Genomic DNA, 18,586 nt, shown 5'->3' on the forward strand with positions numbered 1-18,586 from the left:
GGTCTCCTCGCGCCACCGGCTTACGGGTTCAGGCGACTTCGATGCCGGGCGATGCAGGCCTCGATGCGATCCAGGTTGGCGCGCGTCCAGGCCACCGTGCGCTCGAGTCCATCGCGCAGCGCCACCGTCGTTCTGAAGCCGATCTCGCGCTCGGCCTTCTCGATGCTGCCGAAGCGCTTGCCGGAGTGGTCCCAATCGCGCGCCGGCTCGAGCTGGATGCCGGCCGCGTTGCCGGTGAGGTCGTTGATGGTCTCGGCGAGCTCGAGGATGGGCGTCTCCACCCCCGCGGCCAGGTTGTACACGCCGTTCGGTTCGCCCACCGCAGCGCAGCGCAGCAACCCGTCGACGATGTCGTCCACGTAGATGAAGTCGCGCGTCGCGATGCCGCCGTTCTCCACCGGCAGCGGCTCGCCCTTCATCGCCCGGTACACGAACGTTGGGGTGACGTTGCGCCAGACGGTGGCCGGCGTGCCACGCCACTCGCCGGCACCGAGCACCTCGCCGGGGCCGTACACGTTCTGGAAGCGAGCCTTCACGAACTCGATCCCGTGGCGGGAGAAGTACCAGTTGCCGTACAGCTCGCCGATGATCTTCGACACCTGGTACGGGCTGTCGAGGTGCAGTGACACCGGGTCGTCCTCGGTGGTGGCGGCCGCGGTATCGAAGGTCTTCTGCGCCACGGTGCAACCCGCAGACGAGTACACGACTCGCGGCGGCGTTGGCATTGACCGCAGGTGGTCGAGCAGCTTCAGCGTGGTGAACGTGTTGTTGTCGTGATCGGCGATCGGGTCCGCCATCGAGTTCTGGTTGCCGTGGAACGTTGCGAGATGGAACACCGTCGCGGCGTCGGTGGGGAGCTTGGCGAGCACCGCATCGTCGGTGATCGATCCCTCGACGAAGTCCACCGCATCGTGCTCGGGCACATTGGCGTGTTCGGAAGAAAGGAGATTGTCGATCACCGTGACGTTTGCCGCGCCGAGCTCGACCAAACGAGCGACGAGGTTGGAGCCGACGAACCCCGCACCACCCACGACGGCGACGCGCCGATCCTGGAAGTGGTCGACGAGCTCCACGGCGTCGGAGCTCAGTGCTCTTCCTCATCGGGAAGGTGCAGGTGTGTGTAGGTCTGGTCGATCCCGAACTCGCGGTAGTACGCGACCGCCGCGGCCACACCCGCCGCCAGGGGCGTATCCGGTGTCCACCCATCGAAGTCGTCGCGCGTTCGGCTCGGGTCGAGCAAGATCGTGAACGCGTCGTCCTTGCCCCGCGGGCGAACTTCGACGGGGCCGTCCATGTGCACACCCATCGCGCTCACGGTTGCGTCGAACAGCTCCTTGATGGAGACATCTCCACCCGACGACAGGTGGTACGTGCCGTGGCCCTTGCCGTCGATCGCCATCTCGACCGCATCGATCATGTCGCTGATGAACACGAAGTCACGCCGTGTGTCCATCACGAAGCAGGGCTGGTCGTCGGTGAGCCGGCTGAAGAACGTGGGTAGGGGGCCGCTGATGTTGCGGGGGCCGTATGCGTTCGCCAGGCGGAACGAGACCCAATCCAGGCCTGAGAGTCGGAGATAGAGCTCGCCGGCGGTCTTGGAGATCGCATAGCTCGAGTCGGGATCGAGCTGATGGCCCAACGTGACCGGCTGCTCGGTCGGATTCGTGCCGTAGCAGAGTGCCGTCTGGAAGTAGATGACGCGCTCGCATCCTGATGCCTTCGCGGCCTGGGCGATGAGCGCGGTGCCGAGCGCGTTCGTGGCGACGTCGGACTCCCAGTCGTCGGGATCCTTGTAGGAAGCGGCGGCGTGCACGACGAGGTCGGGCTCGAAGTCGCCCGTGAGCGTGTGCACGAGCGGGCCGTCGGTGATCGAGCCCTCGACCACCTCGAGGCCGTCACGCGCGCGCAGGTTGTCGCGCCGACCGGTCTCGAAGTTGTCGATGACGAGCACCTGGTCGCCGCGGGTGAGCAGGCGATCGGCGAGGTGCGACCCGACGAACCCGGAACCGCCGGTGATGAAGACCTTCATGTGGGTGGAGTTCCTCTACCAGACAGGCGGTCGGGGCAACGAGCGTAGACGACGCTCTCCGGCGAGGGGCTACCCTCTCCGGCGCCAGAGTCAGCGGGCACGAACATGAGGGTTCCGATGACTGAGGAAGCACGCACCGAGGAAGTTCGCACCGATCGACGCCGGTTCCTCCGCCAGCTCATGGGTCGGGGCGCGGTTGCGGCGGCCGGGGCCACCGTAGCGACCGGATTGCTCGCCGAGGGCGCGAATGCTGCTCACGACGCGACGAACATCATGCACGTTGGCGTAACCAACACTGGCATCGCGACCACCACGACGCTCAGCGGCTCGCAGTTCAACGCGGTGAACGGTAACGCGAGTCGCAGCATCACTGCGTCGCACACCTTAGGGAGCGCGATCGCTGTCGAGGCCACCTCCAACACCGGCGCGCCCTTGAGGCTCGTCTCCGACGGCGGGTCGATCGCGATGCCCCCCACCACGAACACGTGGGAGCAGGGGTCGATGCGCGTCGACGGCGATGGCGACATCTGGTACTGCTGGGAGGGCGGCGCGGGATCCGACAGCTCCTGGTACCCGCTCTCGCTGATCCCGGCGTTCATCCCGCTCGCCGCGCCGCAGCGGATCTACCTGTCGTCGACGACCTCGCCGTTCACGAAGATCACGAACGGTCAGGAGCGCACGATCAGCTCGCTGACCGGCGGCCATATCCCACCGACCGCGTTTGCCGTGCTGTTCAACCTCGCAGTGATCTCGACCACGGGTACGTCGGGCTTCCTCGCCGCGTTCGCAGCCGATGTGGTCTATCCCGGCCATTCGAACATCAACTGGTTCGGAACGAACCAGATCATCGCCAACACCGTGGTGACCGCCACCGACGTCAACGGCGACTTCAAGATCCGCTGCGGCAGCAACTCCGCGGGGACCCACTTCGTCATCGACGCACTCGGCTTCTACACGCTGACGGCCTGAGGGAGCTGACCGATGGCTACGGAAGAGCAACAGAAGGCGCACGAGCGAAGCCGCCGCGTCCTCGAGCTCATGCAGAGTCGAGCCGCGGCGGAGGCCAACGGCGAGATCTCCGCCGAAGCGATCGACGCGGCCCACCAGCGCAACGCGTCGTTCTTCGACGATGCTCAAGCCCTCGTCGACAGCGCGACGCCCTCGGGGCGGCAGAAGCGGCCCAAAGCGCTGGGCTTGTAGCGGTCGAGGTGTTGCCTCAGCGCGCGGCGCGCGCGGGCTGCTCCTCGAGGCGCTTGCGGTAGTGGTGCGCCTGGTCGTGAAACTGGCGTTGCCATAGCTCGAGGCCGAGCAGTCCCCACAGCTTCCGACCGAACGGACGCTCCTCGTCGAGGTGCGCGATCACCTTCGAGGCATCCACGTAGGGCCGCGACTGCGCCTCGCTCGAGCGGAACACGTCGTTCACGAAGTCGCCGAGCGGTGCATCCGGACCGTGCGTCCACTGGTGCAACGGCACTGGGAATCCCATCTTGTCGCGCCGGTCGAGGAGCGACGCCGGTAGATCGGACCGGAACGTCTCCTTGAGGAAGTGCTTCATGTGGCCGTCGCGGAACTTCACGTCGGCCGGCACGGTGGCCATGAACTCGATCAGGGGATGGTCGAGGAACGGCACGCGTGACTCGAGGCCGTGCGCCATGCTCATGCGGTCTTCGACCTGGAGCAGCCCGGGGAGCAGGCACTTGAAGTCGAAGTGCGTCATCTTGTCGAAGTACGCCGTCTTGCGGACGTTGTCGGGGTTGTTGAAGATCGTCCGGAACTCGTCGAACACGCGCCCCCGATCGAGATCGGTCCAGTCGATCTCGTCCGCGAGCTCCGACGACCGGTCCACGAGACGGAAGTAGCGCTCGTCGAGAGGCCCGAAGAGCCCCTTTGACCAGAACTGCTCGATCAACGGCTTGTACTCGCGCAACACCCCGAGGTTCGGGATGATGGACTCCGCGGTCACCACGAACTCGCCGTCGCGATACGTACCGTCGATGGCGGCTCGGATGCACTGCTCGAAGTACGCGATGAGGTAGCGCGCGTACCCGCCGAAGATCTCGTCACCACCTTGGCCGCCGAGCACCACCTTCACGCTCTTGGCCGCGAGCTCCGAGACCATGTACTGCGGGAACGAGCCAGGACCGGCGACTGGGTAATCGAGGTGGTAGATGACCCGCTCGATCGTGCCCGCGAAGTCGTCCGCGTCGATGTCGACCTGGTGCAGCGTGGCGCCCATCTGGCGGGCAACGGTTGCGGCGTGCTCGCTCTCGTCGCACGACGGGTACGCCGAGAACTTGCCATGGAACAGGTCGCCGCTGGCCGCCCCCGTTCGCTCCGCCAGGATCGCGACAAGGCTCGAGTCGATGCCGCCGCTCACGTACGCGCCGACCGGCACGTCGCTGCGCAGGTGCAGGTTCACCGAGTCGGCCACGAGCTCGCGGAGACGTTCCTCACATGCCTGCGGCGTGAGCGAGAAGTCGGCCTCGTACTGCACGTCCCAGTAGCGCCAGGTGCGCACGGTGCCCCGCTCCACGAGGAGCGCGTGACCCGGGAGCAGCTGCGTGACGTCCCGAAAAAGCGTGCGGTTGCTGATCGGGTACTGGAACACGAGATATTCGGTGAGGGCATCCGGATCGGTGACCACATCCGGCAGGAAGGGCAACAGGGCCTTCACCTCGGACGCGAACACGAAGTCCTGCCCGGGCGTCGCGAAGTAGAAGGGCTTGATGCCCAGGCGGTCACGCGCGCAGAACATGCGCTCGCCGTCCCACAGCGCGAACGCGAACATCCCGCGGAAGTGGTCGATGCACTCGAGTCCCCAGCGACGGTATGCCGCCAGGATCACCTCGGTGTCTGACGTGCTGCGGAACTTCCAATCGCCTTCGAGCTCGGCTCGCAGCTCGAGGTAGTTGTAGATCTCGCCGTTGTACGTGATGACGGTGCCGTCGTTGCCGACAAAGGGCTGATGGCCTTCCGGTGACACGTCGATGATGCTGAGACGTCGATGGGCGAGCCCCACCGACGCGTCGTCGGTCGTCCACGTTCCCTCGTCGTCGGGTCCGCGGTGCGCCAGCAGCTCGTTCATCACCTGGAGCAGGTGCCCGATCCCGGGGATCGGCCGCCCGTCGAGCGCGACGATGCCAGCGATCCCGCACATGAGGTTGTCAGGCTACCGCTCCTAGGATTGCGAGGTGTCCGGTCCTTCGGTGCGAGATGTTCGTGCGTTCTGGGAAGGCAATCCCGTCGCGGCCGCGGCTGTCCCGTACGAGCCCGGATCGCCTGCCTTCTTCGAGTATTTCGACCGGCTGCGCGAGGAGCACGAACCGGCGCGTCTGTCACGACGGCTGCACGAATACGACGAGTTCGGCGCGCGTCGTGTGCTCGATGTGGGATGTGGCAACGGCTACGTACTCTCCCGCTACGCCCGCGCCGGCGCCGAAGTCGTGGGTATCGACGTCACCAGCACGGCTGTCGATCTCTCGCGGCGGCGATTCGCGCTCGATCGGTTGGCCGGTCGATTCCTGGTTGGGTCGGCCGAGGAGCTCCCGTTCCCGACCGACGCCTTTGATTGCGTGTGCTCAATGGGTGTGCTGCACCACACACCCAACACCGAGCGCGCGTTCGGTGAGCTCCGGCGCGTGCTCCGACCGGGCGGACTTCTCATCGTCATGCTGTACCACCGGCACTCGGCTGTGTATTGGCGGCTGCGACTGAGAAGTCGTCGCGGTGGACGCGCGGTCGAGGACCTCGTGAACGAAGTGGATGGCGTCGGCAACCCGAAGGGTGACGTGTACACCCGCGCCGAGCTGCGCACACTGCTCGACGGGCTCGAAGACGTCCGATGCTCCGTTGCGTATCTTCGGGGTCTGCCCATAGGGGGTCGGCATTTCCCGCCGCGGGCCATCCTGCGACCGTTCGCGTCGCGGTGGGGATGGAACCTCTACGGGAAGGCCCGCAAGCCGGTCGCGAGCCCTTGAAGATCGTCAGCGTCATCGGGACGCGCCCGCAGTACGTGAAGGCCGCGGTCGTCACGCGCGCGCTGCGAAACGATGGCCGCTTCGACGAGGTGACGATCGACACCGGCCAGCACTACGACGCCGAGATGTCGGCGTTCCTGCTCGATGATTTGCCCGACGTACAGCGCGCCCGCAACCTCGACATCCACGGCGGTGCCGAGCACGAGGTGCTGGGGCGCATGATCGGCTCGGTCGGGGATGCGCTCACCGAGGAGAACCCAGACGCGGTGCTCGTCTACGGCGACACCAACTCGACGCTGGCCGGCGCGCTCGCAGCGTCCACGCTCGACGTGCCGCTTGGCCACGTAGAGGCCGGGTTGCGCTCTTACAACCGATCCATGCGCGAGGAGCGCAATCGCGTGCTCGTCGACCACCTCTCGCAGCTCCTCCTCTGCCCGACGCCCACGGCGATGGAGAATTTGGCTCGCGAAGGTGTCGAGCAGGGCCTCCACCATGTCGGCGACGTGATGTACGACGCGGCGATCGCCGCTCACGAGCAGGTGGCGAACGGTGGTGACGCGCCGGGAGCGCACGCCGTCGCGACGGTCCATCGGGCCGAAAACACCGATGACTCGGCGATGCTCGACAAAGTGCTTGGATACCTGCGCGGCGTCGCCGCGGAGCACCCGGTCGTGCTGCCGTTGCACCCGAGAACGCGCAAGGCGATCGACGCTGGCCGGCTTTCGACCGAAGGGCTCGACGTGCGTGAGCCAGTGAGCTACCTCGAGATGGCGCGGCTGCTGACGACCGCGACCGTGGTGTACACCGACTCCGGCGGCCTCCAGAAGGAGGCGTACTTCGCTCGAGTTCCGTGCGTGACCTTGCGCAACGAGACCGAGTGGGTCGAGACCGTCGCGGCCGGCTGGAACCGGCTCTGGACCGTGGCCGAGTACGAGCCACGACGCGAGATCTCTGACTACGGAGACGGCCACGCGGGGCAAGCGATCGTCGACGCACTGGCAGACACGCTCGGTACACGGTGAGCGATTCGCGCTCGCGGGCTCTCGTCGCGTACGTCCACTACCCCGAGACGCTCTCCTACACCAGGGACTGGCTCGACGCATTCAGGAGCGCGCCGTCCCTCGACGTCGTCGTCGCGAACCTGGCCACGCCACTCGGTCGGCGCCGGCTTCGCCGCAGCGTTGAATCGGCCGATCTCGTCGTGCTGCTGCACACAGTGCTTGGAAACTCGCTCGGACCGGTGCGACGCTGCCTCGGACCGCTGCTCTCTCGGCGCGCCCCGCTGCTTGCGTTCGTCGCCAACGAGGTGAGCCTCCCCGGGCAGCCGCTCGCCGAGAAAGTCGAGCTCTTGCACGAACTCGAAGCGCAGTTCGTGGCAACACAGCTCCTGGTCGAGACGAGCCAGCACCTGTACGCCGCGACGGGCGCGAAGGTGCTGGCGGCGCCGCACGCCTTGAATCCGAAGGCGTACCAGTCGGAGATGGCGAGCAAGCAGCGACCCATCGACGTCGGTTTTCGGGGCGCGCGCTATCTCCCACACGTGGGCGACGAGGAGCGCAATCGGATCATCGACTACTTCGCGATGCAGTCTTTCGACCCGCCACTCGTGACGGATGTGCGCACCAACGTGTCGTACGACCGCCGCGGCTGGGCGCGATTCCTCAACCGGTGCAAAGGCATCGTGGGGGCGGAGGCCGGCGCCGTCGATGTTCGCCCGGACGACGCGATCCTCCGGCAGGCGGAGGAGCAGCTCGGTGTGCGCTCGGGCGACCTCGAGCTCCGGGCGCGCCTGCGACCCGTACACCGCTACCTGCCGCGCGGGGCAAAGAACTTCGTGCGGCGCATCGCCGAGCGGGCCTCGGGTCGTGGGCAGCCGCCGGCACCTTCAGCCCCGTCGCCGGTGCTCATCGGTACGGGGCACTCCGGTAAATGTGTGTCGTCGCGACACTTCGACGCGATCGGCACGGAGACCTGCCAGATCCTCTTCCCTGGCCGGTACAACGATCTGTTGGTGGCGGACCGTCATTACCTTCGCCTCGAAACCGACTTTTCGAACATCGACGACGTGCTCGCTCGCTTCCGTGACGACGCACACCGGACGAGACTCGCTCACGAGACGCGGGAGTGGGCGCTCCAGAGCCACACGCACGCGCACCGTATTCGGGCTCTCCTCGACGACGTCGGCGTTCACTAGGAGCGCGTTTGTCCTTCGCCACGCCGGTGTTCCTCTGGGTCTTCATGCCGGCCGTGCTCGGCGCGTACTGGGTTCTCCCGCCTCGGCGGCGCAACGCCGTGCTCGCGGTCGCGAGCCTCGCCTTCTACATGTACGGCGCCAAGGGCGACGTGATCCTGCTGCTCGTCGGCATGGCACTGAACTACGGCGCCGGCGTTGCGATCGGCCGGGCTGACTCGGATCAGACCCGCAACCGGATCCTGGCCGGCATCGTCATCGCCGACGTCGCGCTCCTGGCGTACTGGAAGTACGCCGGCTTCGTGTCAAGGCAAGTTGCGAGTCTCGGCGAGCTCCTCGGCGACGACAGCCTCCCGATCCTGAGGATCGCGCTCCCGATCGGGATCTCGTTCTTCACCTTCCACATGTTGAGCTATGTGATCGATGTGTGGCGCGGCCGCAGTGCACCATTGCATCGACCGCTCGACTTCGCGACGTACATCGCGATGTTTCCGCAGCTCATCGCGGGCCCCATCGTCCGCTACCACGAGATCAGCGACCAGCTGGAGGAGATCCGAACCAACCGCATGGACGATCTCGCGGCTGGCTTCCCGCGCTTTGCGCTCGGTCTGTTCAAGAAGGTCGTGATCGCCGACACGATCGCGCCGGTTGCCGATGTTGTGTTCGGTCTGAAGACGGGTGATCTGACCACGACCACCGCCTGGCTGGGGACGGTCGCGTACACGCTCCAGATCTACTTCGATTTCTCTGGCTACACCGACATGGCGATCGGCCTCGCCCGCATGTTCGGCTTCCGTTTTCCGGAGAACTTCGCGCGCCCGTACTCATCGTTGTCCATCACGGACTTCTGGCGGCGTTGGCACATGTCGTTGTCCCGGTGGTTCCGCGACTACGTGTACATCGCCCTCGGGGGGAACCGAGACGGATCGGCACGCACCTACCGCAATCTCTACATCGTGTTCTTCCTGACGGGTCTCTGGCACGGCGCCGCCTGGCCGTTCGTACTCTGGGGCCTGTACCACGGCACGCTGCTCGTGATCGAGCGGCGGAGCCCACGATTCCGCGATGCCCACGGGCTCCCGCCGCCCGCGTCTCCCGTGGCGCACCTGTGGATGCGTGCCCGCGCGCTCGCGTTGGTGATGATCGGATGGGTGCTCTTCCGTGCGCCCGATCTCGCCGGCGCGTTCGGCGTGCTCAAGGCGATGTTCGTCCCGAGCGGGTTCGGCCTGGAGCTCACCACCGACGTTGCGCTCACAAAGGAGCGCGTGGTGGTCATCGTTCTGGCGTCGCTCGTCGTGCTGCTCCCGCGCGACTTCGTGATGGGGCGCGTGCTCGACACCGGGCGAGACACGTTCGCACGGTCGGCGCGCCTGGCAGTCACGATCGCGGGCGCACCGTACGCCGCCGTGCTCGTCGCGGCTGGCACGTTCAGCCCCTTCCTCTACTACCAGTTCTGACATGCCCCCGACGCGACGCGACCAAAGGCGAGCCCGACAGCACGCCGGCGTCTTCCGGCTCTTGGCCATCGTCTTCTTCGGAGTGCCCATCGCGCTGTGGGCGGTGGGCGTCCATTCGAACACCGGCGACAAGCGGGCCTTGGCGCCGTTCCCGAGCAGCCTGACCTCGTGGGACGTGATGGACGAGACGGCGGCCTATGTCAACGACCACGTGCCCTTCCGGGGCACAGCGATCCGCCTCCGTGCCGACATCAGCCAAGGCGTGTTCGGTGAGGCGCCGCCAGGTCAGGGTGCGATCCGTGACGACGTGCCGACGCGAAAACCTCCGACGCGGGCCAACCGCGAGTTCGTAGATCTCCCCGAGGTCCCACCCGAACCAGAGATCGCGGGCAGCGCCGATGTGATGGTCGGCACCGACGGGTGGCTCTACCTCAACCGCGAGTTCCTCTCGGAATGCGAGGTCACCGACGAGCAGCGGCAGGCCGTGATCGCGGGCTACGGACGGCTGCAACAAATCCTGGCCACGTCGGGACGCCAGATGTTGTTCACGATCGCGCCGGACAAGTCGACCTCCGAACCGGAGCACCTGCCGACCGACAATCCATTCGCGGAATGCAGCACGGCATCGAAGCGCGCCACGTTCACCGCGCTCCGTGATGCTGCGATCCCGGGATACATCGACATGCGTCGGATCATCGAGCAGCGCGAGAAGGCCGAGGATCGTGCGTACTACTTCCGGAAGGACACCCATTGGAACGGGCTCGCCACGGCTGCGCTGGCGGAGACCATGGTCAAAGCCATCGACCCGACGCTCCTCGAGACCACGACGATCAAGGAAGGCGTGCAGGACTACGAAGGGGACCTCACGACGTTTCTCGGAACGCCGACGGTGGACAAGGGCCTGATCACCGAGGTTGTTCGCCCCGGCGTCACCGTGACCGCCAACCGCGACAATGCGCTCGCCGATGGCGCAACGCTCGAGCTCCACACCGCGACCACGACGAGCGCGCCGCTGTACGACGGGAGCGCCGTGGTGATCGGCGACTCGTTCGCAGGATCATCATTGCTCCAGCTCGATCCGTTCTTCCCGACGCTGCGGTGGATCCACAGCGTCACGGTCTCCGATGCGCCGTTGACGACCGTGGAGAAGATCTCCGAGGCGAAGGTCGTGATCCTGATCTCCATCGAACGTGACCTCCGCCGCGGCGTGCTGTGGACGGATGCGTTCCTCGACAAGCTCGAGGAGGTTCTGCCGGCGTATCAGCCATAGCCGAGGTGTCGGTCTACGATCGATCCCCGCAGCGGGTGGAGGACGATGAGCGGCGAAGCTTGGGAGTACGCGGCTGTCTTCGTCGCCGCGCTTGCCATCTCGCTGGTCCTCACGCCGCTGATGCTGCGTCTCGCAATGCGCTGGGGCGTGCTCGATCAGCCTGGCGAGCACAAGAGTCACGACTCCGCCGTGCCCTACCTCGGCGGCGTCGCGATGGTGACCGGTCTCTCGATCGCGGTCGTCGTGGCCGCGGTCTTGCGACCGCCGGAGAGTGGGGCCGGCGAGCTGGCGGCGATCGTCGGCATCGCGCTCCTGCTCAGCCTGGTCGGTCTCGCTGATGACCTGCGCGGCCTGGGCTTCGCGCCGCGCATCGTCATCGAAGTCGCGGCCGGTGTCGCCGTGTGGGCGGTCAACGCCGGCGTCGAGCTCACCAGAAGCGACGCGGGCGACCTGATCCTCACGGTGGTCTGGGTCGTCGGCATCACGAATGCCTTCAACCTCCTCGACAACATGGATGGCTTGTCGGCTGGCGTCGCCGCGCTCGGCGCAGGCTCGTGCTTCATCATCGCCGTTGCTAACGGGCAGTTCCTGATCGGCGGCCTCAGCGCGGCAACCGCCGGGTGTGCGCTCGGCTTCCTGCGCCACAACTTTCCGCCCGCTCGCATCTACATGGGCGACGCCGGCAGCCTCTACCTCGGTTTCTTGCTCGCGTACCTCGCGATCAAGCTCCGCTTCGACGCGCCGGAAGACATCACGTTCCTTGTGCCGATCCTCGTGCTGGGCGTTCCGATCCTCGACACCACGCTGGTCACGGTCTCGCGCCTGTTGCACCGCCGAAGCCCGCTGCGCGGCGGGAAGGACCACCTCAGTCACCGGCTCGTGAAGCTCGGCCTACCGGTGCGCGGCGCGGTTGGAACCATCTATGTCGCGGCGGCGAGCGTCGGGATCGTCGCCCTGGTCGTGAGCAGGATCGATCGCACGTCCGCGTACGTCCTTGCCGGTCTCGTGGTGGGCATCGCCGCGATCGTGGCGGTCGGCCTCGGCCGGGTTCCTGTGTACGACGAGTCGCCGCGGGCGAGTTCAGGGGCCCGAAAGGGGTCCGGGGTACGCTCTCGGAATGCAGGAGAACGGCGTGCGGGCCGCGGCGCGCCCACTCGCAGCCCGCGCCGGCTCCGCCGAGGGAATTGACCGCGCGCTCACAACATGACGCGGCTCGCTGAGTATCGGGGCACGCACGAGCTCCTGATCAATCTCGTGCTGCGGGAGCTGCGCGGGCGCTTCAAGCGATCCTTGCTGGGTTGGTCGTGGTCCCTCATCAACCCGCTGGCGACCATCCTCATCTTCTGGGTGGTGTTCTCGTCGTTCCTGAAGGTGCAGCCCCCGACCGGTGATCCCAGCGGATTGAAGAGCTTCGTGCTGTTCCTGGTGTGCGGGCTGCTGCCGTACCGCTTCCTTGCCGACTCGATGGGTAGCTCGGTCGAGTCGCTCATCGCCAATGCGAACCTCGTCAAGAAGGTGTACTTCCCGCGCGAGCTCCTTGTCGTGGCCACGATCGGTTCGCTCGTCGTCACCTTCCTGATCGAGCTCGGTGTGTTCTGCATCGTGCTGGTCGCGTTCGGGAACATGGTGCTTCCATGGATCCCGATGCTGTTGGTGCTCGTGGTCATCGAGACATGCCTGGCACTCGGCATCGCCTTGGTCCTCGCGCCGCTCAACGTGTATCTCCGCGATGTGAAGCACTTCATCGGCATCGCACTCCAGCTGCTGTTCTACTCGGCACCGATCGTGTATCCGATCACGCTCGTGCCAAAGCACGCCGACATCCTCGGAGTCGACATTGCCTTGCGTGATGTCTATGAGTTGAACCCGCTGGTGGCGATGATCGACTGCTTCCGTGCCGTGCTCTACGACCTGAAGTTCCCCGAGACGGGTGACCTCCTCTACCTCACCGGATGGGCAGTCGGGTTGATCATCTTCGGTCATTGGGTGTTCGGTCGCCTCGATCGAAGGTTGGCGGAGGAAGTGTGAGCGCGGCGATCGTCATCGACGATGTCTCGAAGAAGTACCGCCTGTATCACGAACGCAACCAGGCGCTGAAGGCGGCGATCCTCCGGCGCCGTCGCGCTCGTTACGAAGAGTTCTGGGCGTTGCGCGAAGTGTCGTTCGAGATCGAAAAGGGGAGCACGTTCGGTCTCATCGGTGAGAACGGTTCGGGCAAGAGCACGCTGCTGAAGTGCATCGCTAACATCCTGCGTCCCGACGGCGGATCCATCGCGGTGGAAGGCAAGCTGTCGGCGCTGCTCGAGCTCGGTGCAGGCTTCCATCCCGAGCTCAGCGGTCGCGAGAACATCTTCCTGAACGGCGCGATCCTCGGGCTGTCGAAGAAGCAGATCACTGCTCGCTTCGACGAGATCGTCGACTTTGCCGGGCTCGAGCAATTCGTCGACAGCCCGGTGAAGAACTACTCGTCGGGGATGTACGTTCGCCTCGGCTTCTCAGTCGCAATCAATGTCGACCCTGACATCCTTCTCATCGACGAGATCCTTGCGGTTGGCGACGCCGAGTTCCAAGCCAAGTGTTCGAAGAAGTTCGCCGAGTTGCGTGCCTCGGGGAAGACGATCGTGATCGTGTCGCACGCGATCGAGTCGATCCGCGAGTTCTGCGACCACGCGGCGCTGCTCGACCACGGGAAGATCCGATCGATCGGTCCGTCGAGTGGAGTCATCAACGACTACCTGAAGGGCGTGCACCTCAAGAGCCGCAGCGCCGAGGATGCACGGCGGGGGACCGGTGAGATCCAGATCGAGCGCGTGGTGCTCCTCGACGCCGATGAGAGACGGACCACCCGGACCCGCACAGGGGAAGCAGTGACCCTCCGCCTCATGTTCTCCGCGAGTCAGCCGATCGAGCGTCCCGTCTTCGGGTTCGGCATCGCGCGGATCGACGGGGTAGGTGTCACGGGTCCCAACACTCAGGACTACGACATGATCCCCGACAAGGTCGAGGGGCATGGGCACGTCGACTACCACGTCCCGAGCCTCCCGCTGTTGCCGGGGACGTATGACGTGAACGCGTCCATCAATACCATCGACCTCACGAGCCAGTACGACGGTCGCGTTGGTGCGCTGCGCTTCGATGTCGAGCCGGGAGGCACGCCGGGTGAACGACTCGGATTGATCTCGTTCCGCGGCTCATGGGAGATCGCCGACAACGAGCAACCTTCGTGAGCAGTGCGAGCAAGGTCGACACTCGCCCGATACGGGGGGGTGTCGTCTCGGTCGTGATCGTCGGCGGTAACGATGTCGACGCCGCGCTCGATGCAGTTGGTCGCGTGACGACGCTGGATTGGCCACGCGATCTGCTCGACGTCGTGATCACCGGTCCGAGTCGCGACATCGCATCCGAAGCAAAGAGACGCGGGCTCGACGTTCGAGCCGTCGACGTGTCGACCGACGTATCACTCGCTGCGGCGCGGAACCTCGGCGCGCGCACCGCCCGTGGTGAATGGCTGGCATTCCTCGATCGCGACGCGACACCCGACCCGTTGTGGCTCCGCGCGGCGTTGCGATCGATGCGGGCCGACGCCAACGTGGCCGCGGTTGCGAGCAAGGTGCTCGACGCCGACGGCACGCTCGCCTTCGTCGACGCGGCGCTGAGCCCGACCGGTGAGCCGGTGCTCGTGCATGCCGGTGAGGCCGATACCGGCGTCTACGACGAGGCCGCGCCGGTGCTGTTCTCGTCACCGTGGGCCCTGGTGCTGGAGACCAAGGCGTTCCGCTGGGTGCGCGGCTTCGACCCCGAGCACTGCCGCGGCGTCGAGCACGCCGATCTGGGTTGGCGGCTGTGGTTGGCCGGCCTCGGCGTGCGGTACTGCGGACGCTCCGTCGTGCGCCTCACCCGTTGCAATCGAACGGCACAGAGTGATGACATGGCTCGGGGCGGGGCGGAGATGCTCTACAAGAACCTCGACGAGGCCAACCTCGTCGCCCTCGGAGCCGAGGAGATCGAGCCGCCGCCGTCGCTCGTCGCCGAACGCGCCAGGGTGCAGGCCACGCGACGGGTGCCCGATCTCGAGGTGCTGCCGCTGTCACGGTTGCCCAGCTCGTCTCGTCGCCGCATCCTCGTGGCCACGCCCGACGTGCTCCAGCCCAAGATGGCCGGGCCCGCCATCCGCGCCTATCGAATGGCGCTCGCGCTCTCGGCCGAACACGACGTGGAGCTCGTGAGCACGGTCGGCTGTGACTTCTCGCACCCGTCTTTCCGCGCGTCGCACGTGACGGATCGCCAGCTGCGCGACGCGGTCAACCGGGCCGAGGTCGTCGTGATCCAGGGCCATCTCATCGAACACAGTCCGTGGCTCCGCCGGACCGACAAGGTGCTGGTCGCCGACATCTACGACCCGTTCCACCTCGAAGTGCTCGAGCAGGCTCGCGACCTGGCGCCGAACGATCGCCGGGTCACGACGCGTCTCACGGTCGAGACGCTGAACGAGCAGCTCACCCGGGGCGACTTCTTCCTCTGCGCGAGCGAGAAGCAACGCGACTTCTGGCTCGGTCAGCTCGCGGCAGTGGGTCGCATCAACCCCGCGACCTATGACCAGGATGAGGGCCTCGAATCGCTGATCGCGATCGCGCCGTTCGGTGTTGACGAGGAACCGCCCACCCACACCAAGCCGGTGCTGCGCGACGTGGTGCCGGGGATCGGTGCGGACGACAAGGTCATCCTCTGGGGCGGCGGCGTCTACAACTGGTTCGATCCGCTCACGCTGCTGCGCGCCGTCGACAAGCTCAAGCACCGCCTTCCGAACGTTCGCCTCTATTTCATGGGGATGGCCCACCCGAACCCGCACGTGCCGGCCATGCGGATGGCCTCTCGGGCGCGCGAGCTCGCCGATGAGCTCGACCTCGTCGGCACGCACGTGTTCTTCAACGCCGGGTGGGTCGACTACGACGATCGGCACAACTACCTGCTCGAGGCCGACGTGGGTGTGAGCACACACCTCGACCATGTCGAGACGGCGTTCTCCTTCCGGACCCGCCTCCTCGACTACTTCTGGGCCGCCCTACCGGTGGTCGCGAGTGACGGCGACAGCTTCGGTGACGTGATTCGCCTCCACGGGCTCGGACTCGTGGTCCCGCCCGACGACGTCGATGCGCTCGAGGAAGCGTTGTATGCGCTCCTCGCCGACGACACCCAACGCAGCGCGTGCCAGTCAGCGATCCGGGAGTTCGTCCCCGAGCTGTATTGGAGCAAGGCGCTCGAACCGTTGCTCGAGTTCTGCCGCCATCCGGCCCGCGCCGCCGACCTGAGTGACCCGCGTCAACGGGTGATGGTGGGGGATCCGCTGGCGCAGGCGATGTGGGGTCGCCGCGGATGGAGGCACACGGCCCGGGTAGCCATCGAGCATCTGCGGCGGCTGGAGCTCTCCGATCTCACGCGAAAGATCCGCATGCGGATCCGCACGTGGAGACACCCGACCAGCTCCGGTCCCGGCGGCCGCACCGACACCTTCTGAGGGCTACGACCTCGTCGGTTGCTTGCGGTCGCGGCGACGACTCCGGAGCATCGCGGGGGCGCGCACGAGGAAGGCGCCGAACGCGCGGAGGCGGCGCCCCACGAGCGCACCCCGCGGACGCCGGGCGCGCATGATCCTGCGCACGATGTCACGGCGCGCATACGAGCCCGTGATGAGAGGGTGGCGAAGCACCGCGCGCCAGGCGTCGCGCGACGCGGCGTGACGAGTGAGCACGAGCAAGCGGTTGCGCTCTTCGTAGTGGAGCTTGAGCGGTGAGCCTTCCACCGTCGTCGCGGCGTGCACGTGGTGCACGATCGATGCCGGCACGTATCGGTACCGCCAGCCGCGCGCGCGCCCGCGCCATGAGTGTTCGAGGTCCTCGTAATACACGAACAGGCGTTGGTCCATTGGACCGACGTCGTCCACGTAGTCGCGGCGCAACACCACGGCGGCGCCGCACCACGCGAACACATCTTCGGGCGTGTCGAAGCGCCCGTCGTCGGGCTCGAGGTAACCGCGATCGGCACCATGCTTGTCGTCGGTGAGCACCGATCCGACGTTGTTGATCACGTCGACGACCGGACCCGCGAGCGGGATCGTGTGCCACATGGGTGTGCGCCCGATGGAGAGCTCGATGAGGTCTGGACCGCAGGACGCGGTCGCATTGACGGGGCGCACCGCACTGAGCTGGAGAGCGGCCTCGTTCCCTTCGGGGAGCCAGAGCCGCGCGCTCGCCGTTGTCCACTGACCGGATCCGTCGGGCTCGAGACCCCAGAAGCCCTCGACGAGCTGGGTCCGCGACCACACTTCGACTCCGTCGACTCGAACCCCGCTGACCATGACGCCGACGTCGCGCCCGTCGTGCCGGACCGTCGGGCTCCGGAGGGAGAGGTCGCGGAAGCGACCCGCGAGCAGGATCTTCGGACACGCGGCACCGAGCGATGGGTCCGCCTCGAGCGCGTCGACGAGTGGCCGAAGCCAACCAGGATCCACCGTCGCGTCGTTGTTCACAAATGCCACGTACGCGGTCCCGCCGAGGTCGGCGAGACCGAGGTTGCACCCACCGGCGAAGCCGAGATTCTTCGTGCCGCGGATCACCCGCACCTCTGGGAGCTCGCGTTCGACCGCGTCGGCCACGCCGTCACGTGACGCGTTGTCGACGAGCACGACATCGAGGCGATCGGTCGGCCACTCGGTGGCGCGCAGGCCGCGGAGGCACGCGAGCGTGAGATCGCCCCCCTCGTAGTTGACGACGACCGCGCGCACGAGGGGCGCCGGTGGCATCTCCAGGTCTCCTGCGCCTAGGTGAGCTCGGCGACGAGACGGTCGAGAGACTCGCGGTAGTGCGGCAGCAGGGGCACGTTGGCGAGGCGGAGTGCGGCGTTGTCCAAGACCGAGTTCGCCGGGCGCTTCGCCGGGCGCGGCGGGTGAAGGTCGGCCGTCGCGATCGGTTCGACTCGCCCGGGATCCTCGCCTGCCGATTCGAGCACCGAACGCGCGAATTCGAACCAGCTCACGGCGCCCTGGTTCGTCACGTGGAACACGCCGGTGCGACGTTCCGCGACGAGTCTGCGCACCATGGTGGCCGCATCGCCGGCGAACGTCGGATGACCGCGCTGGTCGTCGACGAACTGAAGGCGATCGTGCTCGCCGGCGAGGCGCAGGATCGTCTTCACCATGTTCTGCCCGCGGCGTCCGCAGACCCATGACAGCCTGACCACGAGCGCGTGCTCATGGGCGCTCAGCTCGTGCTCGCCTGCGAGCTTCGACTGCCCGTACACGGACAGCGGGTTGGTCTGGTCCCATTCCGCGTACGGCTCTGTCTTGGTGCCGTCGAACACGTAGTCCGTGGACAAGTAGCAGAGGTGCGCGCCGACCCGTTGCGATGCCTCGGCGACGTGGCGGGTACCCATCGCGTTCACGGCGAACGCGCGGTCGGGATCACCCTCGCACGCATCGACGGCCGTCCACCCGGCGGTGTGCAGGACAGCCTCGGGTCGCGCGGTTGCGATCGCTGCATGCACGGCTTCGCGGTCGGCCACGTCGAGCTGGTCGTGGGAAGCCGCGATCACCTCGTGATCCGCGAACGCCTGCTCCAGCTCGTAGCCGATCTGCCCGGCGGCGCCGGTCACCAGGACGCGCATGCC

The 18,586-nt window shown here is 66.6% G+C and carries 16 protein-coding genes; 11 read left to right on the top strand and 5 right to left on the bottom strand.

Translation table 11 applies throughout. The annotated features are described in order from the left end of the window. Window positions 1-20: 20 nt before the first annotated feature. On the bottom strand, window positions 21-1,073 hold the full coding sequence (locus tag WEE69_14060; GenBank protein MEX1146420.1) for an NAD-dependent epimerase/dehydratase family protein: 1,053 nt from the start codon (window positions 1,071-1,073) through the stop codon (window positions 21-23). Window positions 1,074-1,084: 11 nt separating this feature from the next. Next, the gene (locus WEE69_14065) at window positions 1,085-2,029 is read right to left on the bottom strand and encodes an NAD-dependent epimerase/dehydratase family protein (protein ID MEX1146421.1); all 945 of its coding nucleotides are present in this window, start codon (window positions 2,027-2,029) and stop codon (window positions 1,085-1,087) included. A gap of 117 nt (window positions 2,030-2,146) precedes the next feature. Between WEE69_14065 and WEE69_14070 the strand changes: the two genes are divergently transcribed. Together WEE69_14070 and WEE69_14075 are read left to right on the top strand one after the other, a co-directional pair. Then, entirely contained in the window at window positions 2,147-2,998 is an 852-nt protein-coding gene (locus WEE69_14070) for a hypothetical protein (GenBank protein MEX1146422.1), read from the top strand. 12 nt (window positions 2,999-3,010) lie between these two features. Continuing rightward, window positions 3,011-3,229, top strand: a complete 219-nt coding sequence (locus tag WEE69_14075) for a hypothetical protein (GenBank protein ID MEX1146423.1) — start codon at window positions 3,011-3,013, stop codon at window positions 3,227-3,229. A gap of 16 nt (window positions 3,230-3,245) precedes the next feature. Here WEE69_14075 and asnB read toward each other — a convergent pair whose 3' ends face one another. Then, complete coding sequence (gene asnB, locus WEE69_14080; protein MEX1146424.1) at window positions 3,246-5,186, bottom strand: asparagine synthase (glutamine-hydrolyzing); 1,941 nt, start codon at window positions 5,184-5,186, stop codon at window positions 3,246-3,248. Between the two features lie 34 nt (window positions 5,187-5,220). Between asnB and WEE69_14085 the strand changes: the two genes are divergently transcribed. From WEE69_14085 to WEE69_14125, 9 genes are read left to right on the top strand one after another with little or no spacing between them, the layout of a single operon-like run. Then, window positions 5,221-6,006 (top strand): class I SAM-dependent methyltransferase, encoded by a 786-nt coding sequence (locus WEE69_14085; GenBank protein MEX1146425.1) that lies wholly within the window; start codon window positions 5,221-5,223, stop codon window positions 6,004-6,006. Further along, window positions 6,003-7,028: a UDP-N-acetylglucosamine 2-epimerase (non-hydrolyzing) gene (gene wecB, locus WEE69_14090; GenBank protein ID MEX1146426.1), complete on the top strand. Its 1,026-nt coding sequence runs from the start codon at window positions 6,003-6,005 to the stop codon at window positions 7,026-7,028. The genes WEE69_14085 and wecB overlap by 4 nt, the downstream gene beginning before the upstream one ends. Further along, the gene (locus tag WEE69_14095) at window positions 7,025-8,200 is read left to right on the top strand and encodes a glycosyltransferase (GenBank protein MEX1146427.1); all 1,176 of its coding nucleotides are present in this window, start codon (window positions 7,025-7,027) and stop codon (window positions 8,198-8,200) included. Before wecB ends, WEE69_14095 begins: the two co-directional genes overlap by 4 nt. An 8-nt stretch (window positions 8,201-8,208) precedes the next feature. Then, entirely contained in the window at window positions 8,209-9,654 is a 1,446-nt protein-coding gene (locus WEE69_14100; GenBank protein ID MEX1146428.1) for an MBOAT family protein, read from the top strand. Window position 9,655: 1 nt separating this feature from the next. Further along, a complete protein-coding gene (locus WEE69_14105; GenBank protein MEX1146429.1) occupies window positions 9,656-10,924 on the top strand; it encodes a hypothetical protein in 1,269 nt (422 codons plus the stop codon). Window positions 10,925-10,969: 45 nt separating this feature from the next. Beyond that, entirely contained in the window at window positions 10,970-12,112 is a 1,143-nt protein-coding gene (locus WEE69_14110) for an MraY family glycosyltransferase (protein ID MEX1146430.1), read from the top strand. Between the two features lie 15 nt (window positions 12,113-12,127). Next, the gene (locus WEE69_14115) at window positions 12,128-12,952 is read left to right on the top strand and encodes an ABC transporter permease (GenBank protein ID MEX1146431.1); all 825 of its coding nucleotides are present in this window, start codon (window positions 12,128-12,130) and stop codon (window positions 12,950-12,952) included. Next, complete coding sequence (locus WEE69_14120; GenBank protein ID MEX1146432.1) at window positions 12,949-14,151, top strand: ABC transporter ATP-binding protein; 1,203 nt, start codon at window positions 12,949-12,951, stop codon at window positions 14,149-14,151. Before WEE69_14115 ends, WEE69_14120 begins: the two co-directional genes overlap by 4 nt. After that, window positions 14,148-16,439 carry a glycosyltransferase gene (locus WEE69_14125; protein MEX1146433.1) on the top strand — a complete coding sequence of 764 codons (2,292 nt, stop codon included), beginning with the start codon at window positions 14,148-14,150 and terminating at the stop codon, window positions 16,437-16,439. Before WEE69_14120 ends, WEE69_14125 begins: the two co-directional genes overlap by 4 nt. A gap of 3 nt (window positions 16,440-16,442) precedes the next feature. Here the strand turns inward: WEE69_14125 and WEE69_14130 are convergent, their stop codons facing one another. Together WEE69_14130 and rfbD are read right to left on the bottom strand one after the other, a co-directional pair. Further along, on the bottom strand, window positions 16,443-17,723 hold the full coding sequence (locus WEE69_14130) for a glycosyltransferase (GenBank protein ID MEX1146434.1): 1,281 nt from the start codon (window positions 17,721-17,723) through the stop codon (window positions 16,443-16,445). 17 nt (window positions 17,724-17,740) lie between these two features. Next, window positions 17,741-18,583, bottom strand: a complete 843-nt coding sequence (gene rfbD, locus WEE69_14135) for a dTDP-4-dehydrorhamnose reductase (protein MEX1146435.1) — start codon at window positions 18,581-18,583, stop codon at window positions 17,741-17,743. Window positions 18,584-18,586: the final 3 nt, after the last annotated feature.

This window comes from Acidimicrobiia bacterium, from assembly GCA_040881685.1.
Classification (GTDB): domain Bacteria; phylum Actinomycetota; class Acidimicrobiia; order IMCC26256; family PALSA-555; genus SHVJ01.

Bases quoted from the DNA above. Each gene is read 5' to 3' on its own strand.
- WEE69_14065 (MEX1146421.1), bottom strand. From the start codon at position 2,029: ATGAAGGTCTTCATCACCGGCGGTTCCGGGTTCGTCGGGTCGCACCTC.
- rfbD (MEX1146435.1), bottom strand. From the start codon at position 18,583: ATGCGCGTCCTGGTGACCGGCGCCGCCGGGCAGATCGGCTACGAGCTG.
- WEE69_14130 (MEX1146434.1), bottom strand. From the start codon at position 17,723: ATGCCACCGGCGCCCCTCGTGCGCGCGGTCGTCGTCAACTACGAGGGG.
- WEE69_14110 (MEX1146430.1), top strand. From the start codon at position 10,970: ATGAGCGGCGAAGCTTGGGAGTACGCGGCTGTCTTCGTCGCCGCGCTT.
- WEE69_14070 (MEX1146422.1), top strand. From the start codon at position 2,147: ATGACTGAGGAAGCACGCACCGAGGAAGTTCGCACCGATCGACGCCGG.
- WEE69_14115 (MEX1146431.1), top strand. From the start codon at position 12,128: ATGACGCGGCTCGCTGAGTATCGGGGCACGCACGAGCTCCTGATCAAT.
- asnB (MEX1146424.1), bottom strand. From the start codon at position 5,186: ATGTGCGGGATCGCTGGCATCGTCGCGCTCGACGGGCGGCCGATCCCC.
- WEE69_14075 (MEX1146423.1), top strand. From the start codon at position 3,011: ATGGCTACGGAAGAGCAACAGAAGGCGCACGAGCGAAGCCGCCGCGTC.
- WEE69_14105 (MEX1146429.1), top strand. From the start codon at position 9,656: ATGCCCCCGACGCGACGCGACCAAAGGCGAGCCCGACAGCACGCCGGC.